This is a genomic window from Janthinobacterium sp. C22, from assembly GCF_057919405.1.
The window spans coordinates 2,873,667-2,889,899 of the sequence record NZ_CP193659.1; the positions used below are offsets into that span (position 1 = coordinate 2,873,667).

Annotated in this window: 14 protein-coding genes and 1 pseudogene; 6 read left to right on the forward strand and 9 right to left on the reverse strand. The window is 65.6% G+C overall.

What is annotated here, in order from left to right:
• Window positions 1–35 precede the first annotated feature (35 nt).
• The 6 genes from ACRHIG_RS13385 to ACRHIG_RS13410 all read right to left on the reverse strand — a co-directional run bounded on the left by ACRHIG_RS13385 (window position 36) and on the right by ACRHIG_RS13410 (window position 6,692).
• Window positions 36–1,169 (reverse strand): TonB family protein, encoded by a 1,134-nt coding sequence (locus ACRHIG_RS13385; RefSeq protein WP_489630434.1) that lies wholly within the window; start codon window positions 1,167–1,169, stop codon window positions 36–38.
• 11 nt (window positions 1,170–1,180) lie between these two features.
• A complete protein-coding gene (locus ACRHIG_RS13390) occupies window positions 1,181–1,798 on the reverse strand; it encodes a biliverdin-producing heme oxygenase (protein ID WP_475415333.1) in 618 nt (205 codons plus the stop codon).
• Between the two features lie 35 nt (window positions 1,799–1,833).
• Window positions 1,834–4,755, reverse strand: coding sequence for a TonB-dependent receptor (locus ACRHIG_RS13395; RefSeq protein ID WP_489630435.1), 2,922 nt, complete (start codon window positions 4,753–4,755; stop codon window positions 1,834–1,836).
• Between the two features lie 101 nt (window positions 4,756–4,856).
• Window positions 4,857–5,852 carry a FecR family protein gene (locus tag ACRHIG_RS13400; protein WP_489630436.1) on the reverse strand — a complete coding sequence of 332 codons (996 nt, stop codon included), beginning with the start codon at window positions 5,850–5,852 and terminating at the stop codon, window positions 4,857–4,859.
• A gap of 8 nt (window positions 5,853–5,860) precedes the next feature.
• Window positions 5,861–6,397, reverse strand: a complete 537-nt coding sequence (locus ACRHIG_RS13405) for a sigma-70 family RNA polymerase sigma factor (protein WP_489630437.1) — start codon at window positions 6,395–6,397, stop codon at window positions 5,861–5,863.
• A gap of 67 nt (window positions 6,398–6,464) precedes the next feature.
• Window positions 6,465–6,692, reverse strand: a complete 228-nt coding sequence (locus ACRHIG_RS13410; protein ID WP_475415337.1) for a hypothetical protein — start codon at window positions 6,690–6,692, stop codon at window positions 6,465–6,467.
• Between the two features lie 26 nt (window positions 6,693–6,718).
• Between ACRHIG_RS13410 and ACRHIG_RS13415 the strand changes: the two genes are divergently transcribed.
• The gene (locus ACRHIG_RS13415; protein WP_475415338.1) at window positions 6,719–7,285 is read left to right on the forward strand and encodes a YceI family protein; all 567 of its coding nucleotides are present in this window, start codon (window positions 6,719–6,721) and stop codon (window positions 7,283–7,285) included.
• 173 nt (window positions 7,286–7,458) lie between these two features.
• On the opposite strand, the gene ACRHIG_RS13420 is transcribed toward ACRHIG_RS13415, so the two are convergent.
• From ACRHIG_RS13420 to ACRHIG_RS13430, 3 genes and pseudogenes are all read right to left on the reverse strand, one after another.
• Complete coding sequence (locus ACRHIG_RS13420; protein ID WP_489630438.1) at window positions 7,459–9,267, reverse strand: NAD(P)-binding domain-containing protein; 1,809 nt, start codon at window positions 9,265–9,267, stop codon at window positions 7,459–7,461.
• Between the two features lie 143 nt (window positions 9,268–9,410).
• Window positions 9,411–9,590 carry a helix-turn-helix domain-containing protein gene (locus ACRHIG_RS13425; RefSeq protein ID WP_489630799.1) on the reverse strand — a complete coding sequence of 60 codons (180 nt, stop codon included), beginning with the start codon at window positions 9,588–9,590 and terminating at the stop codon, window positions 9,411–9,413.
• Window positions 9,591–10,552: pseudogene (locus ACRHIG_RS13430) on the reverse strand (sigma-54-dependent Fis family transcriptional regulator); the annotation flags it as partial.
• A gap of 201 nt (window positions 10,553–10,753) precedes the next feature.
• Here ACRHIG_RS13430 and ACRHIG_RS13435 point away from each other — a divergent pair.
• The 5 genes from ACRHIG_RS13435 to ACRHIG_RS13455 all read left to right on the forward strand — a co-directional run bounded on the left by ACRHIG_RS13435 (window position 10,754) and on the right by ACRHIG_RS13455 (window position 16,233).
• Window positions 10,754–10,879, forward strand: coding sequence for a hypothetical protein (locus ACRHIG_RS13435; RefSeq protein ID WP_489630439.1), 126 nt, complete (start codon window positions 10,754–10,756; stop codon window positions 10,877–10,879).
• Window positions 10,880–10,923: 44 nt separating this feature from the next.
• Complete coding sequence (locus ACRHIG_RS13440) at window positions 10,924–12,249, forward strand: alginate export family protein (RefSeq protein WP_489630440.1); 1,326 nt, start codon at window positions 10,924–10,926, stop codon at window positions 12,247–12,249.
• Between the two features lie 28 nt (window positions 12,250–12,277).
• Window positions 12,278–13,606: a serine hydrolase domain-containing protein gene (locus ACRHIG_RS13445; protein WP_489630441.1), complete on the forward strand. Its 1,329-nt coding sequence runs from the start codon at window positions 12,278–12,280 to the stop codon at window positions 13,604–13,606.
• Window positions 13,607–13,685: 79 nt separating this feature from the next.
• On the forward strand, window positions 13,686–15,254 hold the full coding sequence (locus ACRHIG_RS13450) for a CHASE2 domain-containing protein (protein WP_489630442.1): 1,569 nt from the start codon (window positions 13,686–13,688) through the stop codon (window positions 15,252–15,254).
• A gap of 265 nt (window positions 15,255–15,519) precedes the next feature.
• The gene (locus tag ACRHIG_RS13455; RefSeq protein ID WP_489630443.1) at window positions 15,520–16,233 is read left to right on the forward strand and encodes a PEP-CTERM sorting domain-containing protein; all 714 of its coding nucleotides are present in this window, start codon (window positions 15,520–15,522) and stop codon (window positions 16,231–16,233) included.

Here is a 16,233-nt window from a genome sequence, read left to right on the forward strand (position 1 = left end):
GGTATTTGGCGAGAGTAAACGCGGTTTTTTCGTGTTCAGCCGATGGAAAATTCGACGGGAATCGATAATTCCAGCGGGTCCGGCCGTTCCTTGGGAATGCGCGGCAGTGGCGCCGCCCGTTGCAAAGTGTCGAGCGCGGCCTGATCCAGCGCCGCGGAACCGGAACTGCGCTCGATGGCGGCCGCCAGCACCTGGCCATCGCGGTCGATGCGGCAGCGCAGATACACCACGCCCTGTTCCTGCTTCGCGCGCGACGCCGTCGGATAGCGGCGGAAGCGCTCCATGCGCGCCAAAACCTTGCCTTCCCAGCTCGATACGCCGCTGCGCAGCTCCTGTGGCGCGGGCGGCAGGGCAGGCGAGGGCGGTGCCGCCGCGACAGACGCCGTGGCTACCGGTGCCGGCGTGACGGCGGCATGGCGCACCTCGGCAACGGCCGCGATGCTCTCGGCTTGCGGCGGCATGGGCGCGGCATCGGGCTGCGGCAGCACGAACTGCGGGATGGCCGGCACTGCCTTTTTGGCAAGGGCGTGCGATGGCGCGGCGGCCGCGCTGACCTGTTCAGCAAGATTCTGCTCCAAAGGGCGGGGCGGGGCGGCGGCCGGCAGGAACAGCAGCATGGCCGGCTGTGCGGAGTCGGGCGCGATGGCCAGTACGGGCGCCGCTGGCGCCCGGTGGTGCACGGCCCATCCCAGCAGGGCGGCATGCACGGCGAAGACCGTGGCGATGGTCAGCGGCTTGTGCCACTCCGGCGGCGGCGTCTTTTCTGGCGCCGGCGCCGGACCCTCCGGGCGACGCAGCAGATAGAGGATGACGGCGATTTCCATCGTTGCCACGAGAACGATGACCCACCAGGGCGGATGGCCGAGGCACATGGCGACAAAACCGATGGCCATGCCCAGGCAAGCGAGGATCTTGCCGCGCCGCGACACGGCGCGGTGTTCGCGCCACTGGCGCAGCGGCGCGCCAAAGCGCGGGTGGTGCAGCAGCCAGTGTTCCAGGCGCGGTGAGGCGCGGCTGAAGCAGGCCAGCGCCAGGATCAGGAAGATCGTCGTCGGCATGACGGGGAGCAGGGCGCCGATCACGCCCAGCGCCACCATCAGCATGCCGGCCACCGTCCAGGCCCAGCGGCGCAGCCGTGCCGTGTGCGCTTCCGCGTTTGCCCGGGTCACTGGTTCCTCCATCAGGCGCAGGCCTCCACGTGGCCGTACATGCGCAAAAAGGCGGCGCGCGCGCCCTCGATCACGCGCGCTTCGCCGGCGTCATCGAGGGCGGCCGTATCGAGTACGGACGTAAACTCGCGCCAGTGGCGCGCGCGCCCGTCCGGGTGGCCCGCAAGGTGGCGCGCGCCGTGGTGTTCATCGAGGCCGATCTTGCCGGCCAGTTTATACAGGATGGCCGCGCCCAGCTTCGAGCCTTCGCTCACGTACAGCCAGCCCAGCGCCGTTGCCAGGTCCAGCTGCGCGTCGAACGGCGGCGTGGCCGCATCGGCTGGCAGGGCGGTGCCCAGGTCGCGCAGGTCGGCCGCGATGCTGGCGTAGCGGCGGCGCTGTTCCAGATCCGGCAGCAGGGCGGCCAGTTGCGCGTTGTCGTACAGCGCGTCGACGTCGCGCAGGAACGCGTACTGCGCCTGCAGGAAGCGCGCGTAATTGTCGCGGCTGGAAAACGGCGCGCTGGCCATGATGCGCTGGTCCAGCAATTCGTGGGTGGCCATGGTGTCGGCTTTCAGGCGCTGGCTGCGGGTCGGGGCCGCGTTGGTCGGAACGGCGTTCAAGGTGCTGGTGGTGTCGCTTGCATGCATGGAATATCTGCTCTCTATTATAAGGATGAATCAAATCAGAAACGAAGGCCAAGCGTGACGCGCGCCGTGCGGCCCGGTCCCGGCATCAGGCTCAGGGTCAGCGGATCGAGGTAGTAACGGTCCGTCAGGTTGTCCACCGCCACGTCGACGGTGGCGTTGGGCGTGATCCTGTAGCTGGCGAACAGGTCGGCCAGGGTGTAGGCCTGCGTCAGCACCTGCGGCGAGGTGCCCGTCCACGACTGCCACACGGCCTTGTCATCCTGACGCGCCAGCGGATGGCCGACGTGCGTCAGGCGCGTGCCGACAGTGAGTTTCTCCTGCAGCCAGCGCGTGCCCAGGGTCAGGTTGGCGCTCAATTTGGGCTGGATATGGTTGCTCACGTAGGAGCTGCTAAAGCCGATGGGCGAGCAGTCGGGCGTGTTCCAGATATCCGATTGCCACTTGCTGGCCGTGCGCAAATAGGCCGCCGTGGCCGCGTCGCAGATGAGGGTCTTGCGGTTCCAGGTGCCGGAAAAGTCGGCAAACACGCTACCCCGGTCATATGACGACTGCAGCTCGATGCCCGAAACGCTGTACTTGTCCGTATTCGCCATCGAGAAATTCTGCGCGTAGGCCGGCAGGTCGGGAAGCGGACGGCGCGTGATGTAGCCGTGGGTGACGTTGTCGAAGTACGCCACGCGCAGGCGCAGCTTGTCGGCGGCGCTCCATACGCCATCCTTGACCAGGCTCACGCCGATCTCGCGGTTGTGGCTGCGCTCGGCATTCAAGGGCGACGAATACGTGGCCGAGAATCCCATTGTCGACTCATACAGGCTGGGCATGCGCAGGCCGCGCGCGTCGCGCAGGAACAGGCTGACGCTGTCGGACAGGCGCGCCGTCAGCGCAAACGTGGGCGCAAAACCGTGGTCCTTGCGGCGGATCGGCTTGCTGTAGCTGAACAGGCCGGGGATGGCGTCGCGGAAGACATAATCACTGCCGCTCCAGTCGGCGACCTGCGAGACGTCCAGCGGCGCCGGCTCGGCGCCGTATTTTTCCACCATGCCGCCCACCAGCGCGGGATTGGTGGCGGGCGTAAACCGGCCCTGCGCATCCTGGTACCACTTCGCTGCGCCGAGCTGATCGCCGTCCTTGTCCCACATGGTGACCCATTGCCAGCCTTGCGGCTGGTATTGCTGTTCGGCGCGGCGGTTGCGGTCGCGTGACTCGAAGCGCTGGAAGCGCCCGCCCGCCTCGACACTCAGCCAGTCGCGCGCCTGCCACTGCAGCGAGGCGAATGCGCTCTGCTCGTGGCGCTTGCCGTTGCGCAGCGTGTGGTTGGCGTTCAGGTCTTCGTCGAGGATGCGCACGCTGTCGGCCGGGCCGATATCCTCGTTCTGCAGCGACAGGCCATAGTCCAGCTTCAGCGCGCCCATGCCGGTGGCGAAGCGCGAGCTGTTCGTCAGGTCCGCGCCGACGCGGCGCGCCTGGTTCTTCGCCAGGTACAGCACTTCCACGCATTCCTTGCATTCATGGCCGCCCGGATTGGGCTTGCCTTCCAGCGGATTGCTGAAGATGTCGCCGTTGCGCGACTTGCTCTGCATGTCCGTCAGCCACAGGTTGGCCTTCAGGTCGATCAGCTGCTGGCCTTCCGGCTTCCACTCGTAGCGCGCCGTCAGGGCGTTGGTGCGCACCTGGCTGGGGTCCCACTGCGGGATGCTGCCGGTGCTGTTGCGGTAGATCTGCGACGGCATGATTTCGCCATAACTGCTGTCGAAATAGCGGTAACCCAGCTCCAGCTTCTGTTCGTGCGGCAGGCGCAGGTTGGCCTTCAACAGGGCCGAGGTGGTGCGGTTGGCCGTGTTCAGCACTTCGTCGCCCTTCTTGAAGAACTGCGTCACGCCATTGTCGTCGCCCCATTCGTTGAGCATCTGATAGCGCCCGAAGCCGCGCGTGCCGGAAAAATAATTGCCGATGCTGCGGTGGCTGATGGCGGCCACCAGGTCGTAGTCATCCTGGCGCGTGGCCACGGCGATGCTGCCAAAGCCGCTGCGCGGGTCGCCCAGCTTGTTGCGGTGCGTGCGCGGCGCGCTGCCGAAATCGGCGGGCGCCGAGACGCTGTTGTCCTGCATGCCGCCGCGCAAGCGCACGCCCGTGCGCTGGCCCGGTCGCAGGATGTCTTCGGGGCGCAGGGTCTGCATGCTGACCATGCCGCCGATGGCGCCCGCGCCTTGCGCCGACAGGTTCGGGCCCTTGTCGATGCGGATGGCGCTGATCAGGTCAGGGTCGATGTAGCTGCGGTCGGCGATGCCCGCGTATCCGCGGTAGACGGTGGACGACTGCAGGCTGCCGTCGATCAGCACGGGCACGCGGCCCTGGCCCTGCATGCCGCGTACGTTGACGTCGACGGCGCCGCTGTTGCGGCTGTCGCCCACCTGCACACCGGCCACGCCCTTGAAGATATCGGCCGGCGACGTGCCGCGGAAGCGTTCGATCTGCTCGCGCCCGATGTAGGCGGACGATGCGGACGTGACGTAGGGCAGGTCAGCCGGATCCGTGTCGTCCGCCTCGAACGTGCCGCTGCCGCCCTGGCCATTCACGCGCAGGGTGCCGATCTGCACCGCGCCGGCAGAGACAGGCGCCGGCGCGCTGATGATGATGGTCGTACCGCCTTGCAGCTGCGCCTGCAGGCCGCTGCCGGCCAGCAGCTGGCGCAGCGCCTCGGGCAGCGAATGCCGGCCTTGCAGCGGCGCGCTTTGCCGTCCCTGCGTCAGGCGCGCGTCGGCCAGCAGCACCATGCCAGCCTGGCGCGCCAGCTCGTTCAGCGCGCGGTTCAGAGGCTGCGCGGGGATGTGCCATTCCACCTGCGCCACCGGCGCGGCGGCGGCATGCACGGCGGGCGTGCCGAAGGCCAGGCCGATGGCCAGTAAGAGGGGAGACAGGCGGGCGGGCAAGGGGTGGCGTGGTGGAGTCAAATGCATGTTTTTCCTATGGTGATGTTGGTGATCCTTCATAGTTAAAACGAATGAGTATCATTTACCCTGACGTGCGGATTGATTTTATTTCGCGACATGGGGACAAATCAGCGGGCGACGATATGCAGCTTGCCGTCCTGGCGCAGCAGGCGCACGGGCAAGGCCAGCGGCAGGGCGGCGGCAAATTGCGCCGGCAGCTTGGCGTCGAAGCTGCCGTTCAGGCGCAGGCCGGCCAGGGCCGGATCGTCGAGCACGAGGTTGGTGTCGCCATAGCGCTGGAATTCGGCCAGCGCCTCGGCCAGGGTGGCGTCCTCGAAATCGAGGCGCCCGGCACGCCAGTTGCCCACCGCTTGCGCGTTGACCCTGGCCAGCGCATTCACGCCGTGCGGCGTGACGGTGACCGTGTCGCCCGCCCGCAGCACTTCGGCATGCGCGCCGGCTTCGCTTTCCACGCGCACCGTGCCTTGCGCCACGCTCACCTGTGTCGTGGCGTCCACGTGGCGCACGGAAAAATGCGTGCCCAGCACCGTTGCCGTGGCCGCTCCCGCGATGACCTGGAACGGACGCGCAGGGTCGGCGTGTACATGGAACATGGCCTGGCCGCGCAGCAGGCGCACGGTGCGCCGGTCGCGGTGCAGGGTCACGTCGACGGCGCTGCCACTATCGAGTTCGATGCGGCTGCCGTCGGGCAGGACTTGCGTGGCGAACTGGCCGCGCGCCGTGCTGTAATCGTGCTGGAAGCCGGGGCGCTGCAGATGGCTGGCCAGCGGCCAGGCCAGCAGGCCGCACAGCAGCAGGCAGCCGCCGGCCAGCGCGCCGCGCGGCGGGAAGGAGGCCGCCTGGCGCAGCCGCTGCAACAGCGATGACGGCGTGCCCGCCGCCGGGGCGGGCTGGCTGAAGGCCGCCACGCGCTGCGCCGGCAGACTGGCCAGCAGCGCATCGGTGCGGGCCAGCGCCTCCCAGGCCTGCTGGTGGCGCGTGTCCGCGTCCAGCCATTGCTGCCATGCCGCCAGTTCGTGCGCGGCCAGGCCCGCGTCGTGACGCAGCAGCCATTGCGCCGCCAGGAAGTCGATGTCGTCGGCCGTCGTGTCTTGTGATGTCATGTGCTGTTTCATAGCGTATCCCGCTCGGGTAAGCCTTTTTTACAGGCGAGCATGCCGTTGATGATGTGTTTTTCCACCATGTTGACGGAGATACCCATCTGGGCGGCGATCTCGATCTGGCTCAGGCCATCGAACTTGTACAGCGCGAAAGCCTGGCGGCAGCGCGGCGGCAGGGCGTCGATGATGGCCAGCAGGCGCTCCATGGTTTGCCGGTCGTGCAGCCGCTGGTCGGGTTCATCGGCGCGCGGCGCGCGCAGCTGCATGTGCGGCTCGTCGAGCGCGTCATGGGGCCGTCTCTGCTGCAAGCGCTGTTCATCGATGGCGATGTTCTTTGCCGTCACGTACAGCAGCGCGCGCTGGCCGCTATCGGGCGCCGCGCCGCTGTGCAGGGAGGGCGCACCGCCTTGCCGGGGAGGTGCGCCGCCGAGCGGATCGCGTGCCAGGATGCGGGCGTAGGCTTCCTGCACCACGTCCTGTGCCTTGTCGCGGCATCCCGTGGAGCGCGAAATCAGGCGCAGCAATTCCTGGTAATAGCGTTCAAGCACCGCGCGTTTCCTCGTTATCAAAGCAGGCAATCATAGCAAGCTCATCAAACAATAACAAGAATCATTCTCATTTATGTTGCTGGATAACGCTGGATATTTTTTGCAATGAAGACAATAATCGGTAGCAGAAGCCGCTGTCGCGAAGATTACCGCCCTTATTATCGATTTTATCGATGCTAACTAGGTATATTTTCCGTTTTACATCGATCTTCATGCCATGCATAATCTGTTGCAACTGAAGCCAGACAATCAGCCGCAGGCGCCGTTCGCCTGCAGCCGTTTGCGGTTTTGACATCCACCACTCCCTATCAGGAATCCATCATGAAAAAACTGCTCGCTTTTATCGCCGCCGCCGGTTTCTCGCTGTCCGCTGTTGCCGCTCCTGAAGTCTATGTCATCGATGGCAGCCACACCTTCCCCCGTTTCGAGTACACCCACATGGGTTTCTCGACACAGCAAAGCCGTTTCAATAACACCACCGGCAAGGTCACGCTGGACCGCGCCGCCAAGACGGGCGCCGTCGAAGTGCTGATCGATACCAAGTCCGTCGACACGGGTTCGACCCTGTTCAACTCGCACATCCAGGGCGAGGACTTCCTCGACACGGCCAAGTACCCGGTCGCCACCTACAAATCGACCAAATTCAATTTCGACGGCGACAAGCTGGCCTCCGTGGAAGGCAACCTGACCCTGAAAGGCGTGACCAAGCCGGTGACCCTGACCGTCACCTCGTTCCATTGCGCACCGCACCCGATGCTGAAGAAAGACGCCTGCGGCGCCAACGCCACGGCCAAGATCAAGCGCTCGGAATTCAACGCCGGTAAATATGCGCCGGCCGTCAGCGATGACGTGACCCTGACGTTTGCGATCGAAGCGATCAAACAGTAATCGTTGGCTGCATGACGTAAGAATGGCGGCGGACTTCGGTCCGCCGCCATTTTTTTGAGTGGCGGTAGGTCGGAATAGCGCGGCAAGGCCGCGCGTAATCCGACATGAGCCGCCACCAAGGTGTCGGATTACGCGACGTGTCGCTAATCCGACCTACGCGGGCGACAGCACCTTTACGCCAGGTGATGCACCTCCTGCTGCCCATACACGGGGGTAGTCAAGCCTTCCATGCGCGCCTTCAGCTGCAGCGACAGGTACTGGGAATAGTGGCGCGACTGGTGCAGGTTACCGCCGTGGAACCACAGCGATTGCTGCTGCGTGGGTTTCCACATATTGCGCTGCTCGCCCTCCCACGGGCCCGGGTCCTTCGTCGTGGCGGAACCGAGGCCCCACACCTTGCCCACTTTATTCGCCACCTCGGGCGAGATCAGGTCGGCTGCCCAGCCGTTCATGGAGCCGTAGCCGGTGGCGTATACCACCAGGTCGGCGGGCAGCTCCGTGCCGTCGGACAGCACGATGGAATGGGCTTTCAGTTCCTGCACGCCGACGCCGCTTTTCAGCTTGATCTTGCCCTCGGCGACCAATTCGGAGGCGCCCACGTCGATGTAGTAGCCGGAGCCGCGGCGCAGGTATTTCATGAACAGGCCCGAATCGTCGTCGCCGAAATCGAGCATGAAGCCGCGTTCTTCCAGGCGCGCATAAAAGTCGGCATCGCGCTCGCGGATGGCCTGGAAGACGGGCTTCTGGAAGTCGGCCAGGATCTTGTACGGAATCGAGGCGAACGTCAGGTCGGCCTTGGCCGTCGTCATGCCGGCCGCCAGCGCCCGTTCCGAATACAGGTCGCCCAGCGCCAGGTCCATCAAGGAATCGGACTTGACGATGTGCGTCGACGAGCGCTGCACCATGGTCACATCCACGCCCGCTTCCCACAGGGCGGCGCAGATATCGTGCGCGGAATTGTTCGCGCCGATGACCACCACCTTCTTGCCGGCATACGCGTCCGGCCCCGGATGCTGCGACGAGTGCTGCTGCTCGCCCTGGAACACGTCCATGCCCTTGAACTTCGGCATGTTCGCCTTGCCCGACATGCCCGTCGCCAGCACCAGCTGCTGCGGCTTGAGGGTGACGGGCTGGCCGTCGCGCAGCACCTGTACCGTCCACTCGCCGCTGGCGTCGTCGAAGCTGGCCGATTCGCATGACGTCGAACCCCAGTAGTTCAGTTCCATCACCTTGGTGTACATTTCCAGCCAGTCGCCGACCTTGTCCTTGGGCGTGAAGACGGGCCAGTTGTCGGGGAAAGGGATGTACGGCATGTGGTCGTACCAGACGGGGTCGTGCAGGCACAGCGACTTGTAGCGCTTGCGCCAGCTGTCTCCCGGGCGCGCGTTTTTCTCGATGATGATGGTGGGGACGTTCAATTGCCGCAGGCGCGCGCCCAGCGCGATGCCGCCCTGGCCGCCGCCGATGATGACGCAATACGGTTGGCGCGCGTAACCGAGTTCCTTGGCTTCCTGTTCACGGTGCTCCAGCCAGCTGCTGCGGTTGGTGCGCGCGCCGTGTTCCGCGCCCATGGGCCGCCGGCCGCCCTTGGCTTCTTCAAAACCCTTCAATTCGCTCATGGTGGTAAGCAGCGTCCAGATCTTGCCGTCGCGGATGCGGATGAAGCCCACGCCGCGCGCCACATTCGTTTCCACCGTGATCCAGCTTTGCAGCACGCCGCCCGCTTCCACCGCATGCTCGCCGTCGGCGATGCGGATGGAGACGGGCTGCACGGCGCCCAGCTGGGCGGCCAGCATGGCGGCGATCTGCTCGCGGCCTTCCAGGGTTTTCAGGTTCCAGGTAAACAGCACCAGGTCGCGCCAGTAGCCGTCCTGTTCGAACAGCTGCGCGGCGCCCGTGCCGTCGCTGGCGCGAAGAAAGCCTTCGAGCTGCTCCAGGATGCCGGCCACGGCCAGGTCGTGCGGGTTGATTTCGGTTTGCATCGTGTCTCCTCCAAGTCTGCTGACTTTATGATGGGATGCGGCTGTGTTGCCGCTGACGATGTTGTAACACCGGCGTTCCGGCCCCGCATCCCGCAGCGCAGCATGGACGAATGTGAGACGGAAATCTCAGCTTGCCGGATGCCTTACTGGCGGTGCGGCGGCACGATGTGCAGCTGCTTGAGGCGCCGGTACAGGGTGGCGCGCGAGACGCCCAGCATGGCGGCCGCCTGCAGCGGGCGCCATTTGGCGGCGTTCATGGCGTTGACGATGCGCGTGCGCTCGGCCAGCTCCTGCGGCGTGCAGGCCGGCGCATCCTCTGTCACGGGGGCGGCGTTTCGGACGCGTGCCCGCGCGCTGGCCTGGCGCAGCGGCGCGCGCACGCGCGCATGCAGCCAGGTGCCGCCGCCCGCCAGGCGCAGGGACAGCAGGTTGTGTCCCGTGCGCGCATCGAACAGCCGTTCGGCGCGCACTTCCAGCACCTCGGCGACGGGACGCGGCAGGCTATCGAGACCGCCGATGACGTCGCGCGCGCAGCGGTTGGCGGCGACGATGTCGCCATGTTCATCGATGGCGAGCAGCATTTCCGGCTGCACTTCCACGAAGTGGCGGTTGCGGTGCGCCAGCAGGATGCAGCAATGGCCGTAGGACGTGAGAAAAAGCCGTCCTCGATCAGGGTCGCGCCCTGGCGCACCAGCTGTTTCACCAGGCGCTGGCTGTCGCGCGCATCGGGCGAATTCAAGGCCGACGCATCGAGCACGCCGATCAAGTCGCCGTGCGGCGAAAAGATCGGCGCTGCGCTGCAGGTCAGGCCCGTGAAGGCGGCGCGAAAATGGTCGGTCTTGTGCACGGTGATGGCTTCCTGGTCGAGCAGCACGGAGGCGATGCCGCACGTGCCTTCCTCCTCTTCCGACCAGCACGAGCCCGGGTACAGGCCCGCCTTCTTGAAATCCTTGCGCTGGTCCGTGTCGACCGCGTAGTCGATCGTCACGCCGCGCGCATTGGCGAGGATGACGCAGTAGCCCGCTTCGCGCACCATGGCGTGCAGGCGCGGCAGGCACTGGCCCGTGGAGCGCAGAAAATTTTCCTCGGATTGCTGGATGGCGCGCAGTTCGGCGCCCGTCAGGATGCGCGGCCCGGTGGTGGAGGCGGGATCGAGCCGGTAATCGTCCAGCGAGCGCCGGTACGAGGACGCCAGCCTGGCCGTATCGGCCCCGGGATTGACGATACGGCCGGCGATCAGGTCGCGCACGCGGTCGATATGGCTGGTCTGGCGGACGTAGGGCATGGCGCTCTCCGGTGTCTCGGTATTTTTGATGGTATGCCCGTTTGTAGCATGAAGGCCGGGGCGGCGCATTCTGCGCTGCAGCATCGGCTGCCGTGAGACGTTCGTCTCAAGGTTTGGCCCCGCACAATAGGATGCTTTACAACAAGAGCATCTCTGATAACATCCGTTCAAATCGACAGTCAGCTATCGCAAGGGATACCTATGGCAACGCAAGCGATGTTCCCCGTGCGCCGCTCACTCATCCTGGCCCTGCTGGGCTGGAGCGCCGCCTGCGGCGCCGCCGGCCAGCTCGATCCCGATGGCCAGAGCAGCCTGGAAAAGAGGTAGCCCGGCGCGCCGCCGTCGAACCGGCCATAGCCGCCGGCTGGCACATGACGCGTTCCGTGGAAGCGGGCGTGCAGGTGGCCGGCGAGAGCAATCTGTTCTGGAAGCTGTCGAATACGCCGGCGCGCAATCCCGGCTTCGATTTCAATCCCTACTGGTACGAGTTCTATGTCAAGCCGGCGCTCGGCTTCAAGCGCAACCTGGGCGACGGCAGGCAGCTGTATGCGCGCGTGTCCGCCGTCGGCTCGGGTACCTTGCGCCATGATCCGTTTGGCGCGGGCGACACGGGCCGCATCTCGATCGAGGAATTCGTCGCCGGCATCCGCATGCCGCTCGGCGGCACGAATGCGCGCCTTGACCTGTCTGCCGGCGCGCAGAATTTCACGCTGGGTACCGGCATGCTGATCGCCAATGGCGGCTCGAACGGCTTTGACCGTGGCGCGCTGAAACTGGGGCCGCGCAAGTCCTTCCAGAATTCCGTGGTGGCCAAGATAAGCCAGGATGCGTTCAGCGCCCAGGCGTTTTATCTCGACCCGAATGAAAATCCCGACAACGATAGCGGCACGCGCGTCGTCGGCGTTGACGTCAGCTACGCGCCCGCGAACGACCGCAAGGCCGGCATCGCGTATGGCAAGGTGCCCCGTTCGCATGCCGTGTATCCGCAGGCGGCGCCGGGCGGCATCGGCGCACCGCTGGCCGTGCCTGACGGCCGCAAGGACTTGCAGTTCGTGTATGGCTACGCGCGCGTTCCCGTGCTGCCCACCGTGCTGTCGAAAGGCTGGTTCGGCGTCGATGCCGCGCGCGAGTGGAATACGCGCGAGCCGATGCGGGCCTGGGGCTGGCGCACGGAAGGGGGCTTTTCGTTGCCCGACGTGGCGTGGACGCCGAAGTTCACGCTTGGCTACCAGAGTTTTTCCGGCGACGATCCGCGTACGGCGCGCAACGAGCGCTTCGACCCGCTGTTCTTCGAAGGCACGCCGGGTGCCTGGGCTTCTGGCAGCAAGGCCACCTGGGTTTTCGTCAATGCCAACGTGAACGCGCTGCAGGCCACCATCGAGCTGCACCCGACGCCGAAAGACACCGTGACCGCCTACCTGGCCCAGGTGCGGGCCAACCGGATGGGCAGTCCGCTGCAGTTCGGCCAGGCCACGCGCCTCGACGTGCCGGGCGACGCGCCCGTGGTGATCGCCGGCGTGCTGCGCCCGATGCTGGCCAACGATGTCTTCGTCAAGTATGTGCGCGTCGTCAACCCGAATACCTACCTGACCCTGGGCTTCAGCGCCTCGTTCGCGCAGTCGGGCGTGAACCAGCTGGTGAACGGGCAGGCCAGGACCTGGACGGGATGGCTGGCGAACGTCGTATGGGTTTATTAAATATTCTGTCTATCAAGGAGAGCACCGCATGAACGATTTCCCCAGCATGAAACGCCTGGCCCTGGCCGCCGCCTGCCTGGCGCTGTCCGCCGGCGCCCACGCGGCCGAGGCGACGGCGCCGCTGTCAGCGGCCGCCAGCGACCCGGCCGCCTTGCAATGGATGGTGGGCGCACCGCCGCCGGCCGACAAGATCATCCGCTTCGACGATGGCAGCTATTTCAATTTCCCGCAGCTGCGCTGGAGCGTGTCGCACTTCCGCCAGCTGATGCCGACGGTGGACGTGTCGCGCGGCCTGAAAGCGCCTGTGCCCTTGCAACGCGCGCTGCGCAAGGATATCGACAGCCTGCGCTTCACGCCCCTGGGCGCGCAGGAAACGATGACCTGGGAGCAGTCGCTGGGCGCCAACTACACGGACGGCATCGTGGTGCTGCACCGGGGACGCATCGTGTATGAACGGTACCTCGGCGTGCTGAAGGACAGCGGCCAGCATGGCGCCATGTCGGTGACGAAGTCCGTCATGGGCACCATCGGCGCGGCGCTGGTGGCCGAAGGCAAGCTCGATCCTGACAAGAAAGTGGCCGAGTATGTGCCGGAGCTGGCCAAGTCGGCGTTTGGCGACGCCACCGTGCGCCAGGTGCTCGACATGACCACGGGTCTGAAATTCAGCGAAGATTACGCGGACCCGAAAGCGGAAGTGTGGCAGCACGCGGCGGCCGGCAGCCCGCTGCCCAAGCCGAAGGATTACACGGGGCCGCGCAGCTATTTCGAGTACCTGCAAACGGTGCTGCACGAGGGCCGGCATGGCGAGGCGTTCGGCTACCGCACGGTCAACTCCGACGTGCTGGGCTGGATCATCGCCCGTGTCACGGGGCAGAACGTCAACGACTACCTGTCCGAGCGTGTCTGGCAGAAGCTGGGCGCCGAGCAGGATGCCTACATGACGGTCGATTCGACGGGCACGCCGTTTGCCGGCGGCGGCCTGAATGCGGGCTTGCGCGACCTGGCCCGCTTCGGCGAAATGCTGCGCAACGATGGCCGCTACAACGGCCAGCAGATTCTGCCCAAGGCGGCCGTCGAGGATATCCGCCGCGGCGGCGACAAGCAGCTGTTCGCCAAGGGCGGCTACGATCTGCTCAAGGGCTGGAGCTACCGCGACATGTGGTGGGTCACGCACAACGACCATGGCGCCTACATGGCGCGCGGCGTGTATGGCCAACGCATCTACGTCGACCCGAAGGCGGAAATGGTGATCGTGCGTTTCGCCTCCACGCCGACGGCGGCCAATGCGGCGAACGACCCGACCACCACGCCGGCCTTCGAAGCGCTGGGCAAGCTGCTGCTGGCCAAGCCGAAGTAGGCTGCCAGCCGTGCGGCTAAGCGGGCACAACTGCAATATACTATCCTTTCGTCATCATTTATTGCTTGAATGATAATTCATGCAGCGCACGCGAGGGGAACGCACCGTGGAAACCAGCCAGCCGGACCAACCGCGCCCCCCGTTGTGGCGGCGCCTGCTGTGGCCGGTCGCGCAGCTGGGCTCGGCCTTCAAGCTGACGGGCACGCATCTGCTGCATCACGTGATCGGCGCCAGCCTGATCGCCGCCCTGATGCTGCTGCTGGAAGGTTTTCACGTGCTCGAATGGCTTGACGCGGCCATGCTGCGCGCCAGCGCGGAACAGGGGCAACTGCTGAACCGGGGCAAGGACCCGGGCGCCGCCTACCGGCCCGGCATCATCGAAATCGACCAGCCCGCGTTCGAACGGGTCTTCGACGAGCGCGAACCGCTGGAACGCACGCGCCTGGAGCAAGTGATCGCCAGCGCCGCCGCGCGCGGCAGCAAGGTGCTGGCCATCGACCTGGACCTGGCGCCGGCCGTGTATGAACAGCACCGGGCGGGCGAGCGGCCGCTGGACCGCCTGCTCGACCGGCTGGCCGCCGACGGCCGGCAACTGGTGCTGATCCTGCCCGAGCAATCGGACCGCAACGCGAACCTGGCATGGATACGCGCGCGCTGCGCGGCCGGCATCCACTTTGCCAGCCCGCGGATCCGCGAACGCATGGGTGCCGTCACGCGCATCGAGCTGAAAAGTCCCGTGCTGGCGGCCGTGGCCTTCGAGCTGGCGCATGGCGCCGACGAGCAGGAGCAACAGCAGCCCATGCCGGCCGTCCTGTCCGAGCAAAAGGAAGGGCTGGCGCTGGCCGGCCGCGTGTGCCAGCTGGCACGGCGCACGGGCAGCGAAAAGGAGCTGGCGCGCTGGGCGTTCGAACCCGTGATCCACGGCGACGCCAAGGATGCGGCCGAGCAGAACGCCGTCACTGCGCCGTTTCACCCGGCCGCCGTGGCGCCGGCATTCCTGTATCCCACGCGCACGCGCGTCAAACTGATCGATGGGCAGGCCGGCGTGGATGCCGGGGCGCTGCGCAAGAATGTCGTGTATATCGGCAGCACCTATGACGTGCGCGACCGCTATACGACGGCCGAAGGCGAGCAGGCGGGCCTGCACCTGCACGCCGCCGCCCACACGTCGCTGGGCATCGGCACGGCCGACGTGAATAAATATGCGGTGTTCGCGGCCGACATCGTCATCGGCGTGTTGCTGGGCTGCCTGTTCGGCGGCCTGTGGACCCTGTATGGCCGCGCCGAACTGGCCATCGACAAGCGCATGGAAGACCACGATTTCAGCCGATTGCACCGCGTGGGCACCGTGGCGGAATTCTATGGCATCCGCCTGATGCTGGTGCTGGTGTGGGCCTCGCCGTTCGTCATCGGCGCGCTGGCCATCTACCTGTCGCGCGGCTTGCTCGAGCAGGGCTGGTGGGTCAATCCCGGGCCCCTGATCGCCGGCATGTTCCTGCACGCGATGTCGCTGCGCGACGAAGCCCACCATCCGCACGAGGAAGTGCCGGGCCTGTCCGTGTGGGGCCAGCTGCGCCGCACGCATCCCGGCATCGTGCTGGTGCAGGCGCCGCTGGCGGCGGTGCTATTGGTGGTGGCGCTGCTGTAAATTACCTGGAAATGGCGCAAGCCGGGCAGGGCCGGGCAGGAAGGTGAAATTATCTTTTAGTAAATTTTAAAAACACTGTTGTTTTTATTTATTTGCTAATTTAAAATGATTTTTTGATAATTTCATGTGAGGCATCATCTGCGCCGCAGGTGCTCACTTCCTTTTTCGCGAAAGCCGACAAATGAACCTGATACGAAAACAGCTGTGTTTTTTGAGCGTGATGCTAGCCGCTGCATCGATGCACGCGGCGCACGCCCAGGCAACGATGCAACCTTTGCAAGCCAGCAATTTCTTGATGACGGAGTATCCTGAGTACAATGGCAATACGCAGGCACAGAAGGTGACCCTGTTGTCCGATGCCGGTGGCGTGACGAAACTGGGCATGACGAGCCTGGCCAGCAGCCTCAGCATGGATACGCAGGGAACCAGCATGTCGAATGGCGATCTGTACACGGGCGTGTTCGACATCAGCGTGCGTAACGGGTATCGCGTGACGGGCTTTTCCTTTGCCGCCACGCTGGTAGGCGTGCTGCAGGTCGCCGAGGCGCCCCCTGGCGCCAGCATGGTTCAGCCTGGCAACGCCAGCAACAGTGGATCGATGGAAGTCCGCGCTTTGACCGGGCCGCATGGGCAGCGCATCGCGGGCGAGTCATTCCGCCAAGAAAGCCTGGACGGCACGCAGAACATATTGCTGCAAGGAGTCGGCTTGTCGTTGACGGACCCGTTCACGATGTTTATAAGCGGCATGAGCTATGTCAATGCACAGCTGGGCCAATATCGCGTGAACGGCCCTGACTACAGCTTTGACGCGAGCCTTCCTGCCTATGCGAGTTACCGCTTCGTCAATCCGACCCTGACCATTTTCACGTCGCCCGTACCGGAACCCGGCACCTACGCGATGCTGCTGGCCGGCCTGGCCCTGTGCGGCACAGCCGGCTTGCGCCGTCGCCGTGGGGCGCGCAGCGGCGCGCCAGCCTGA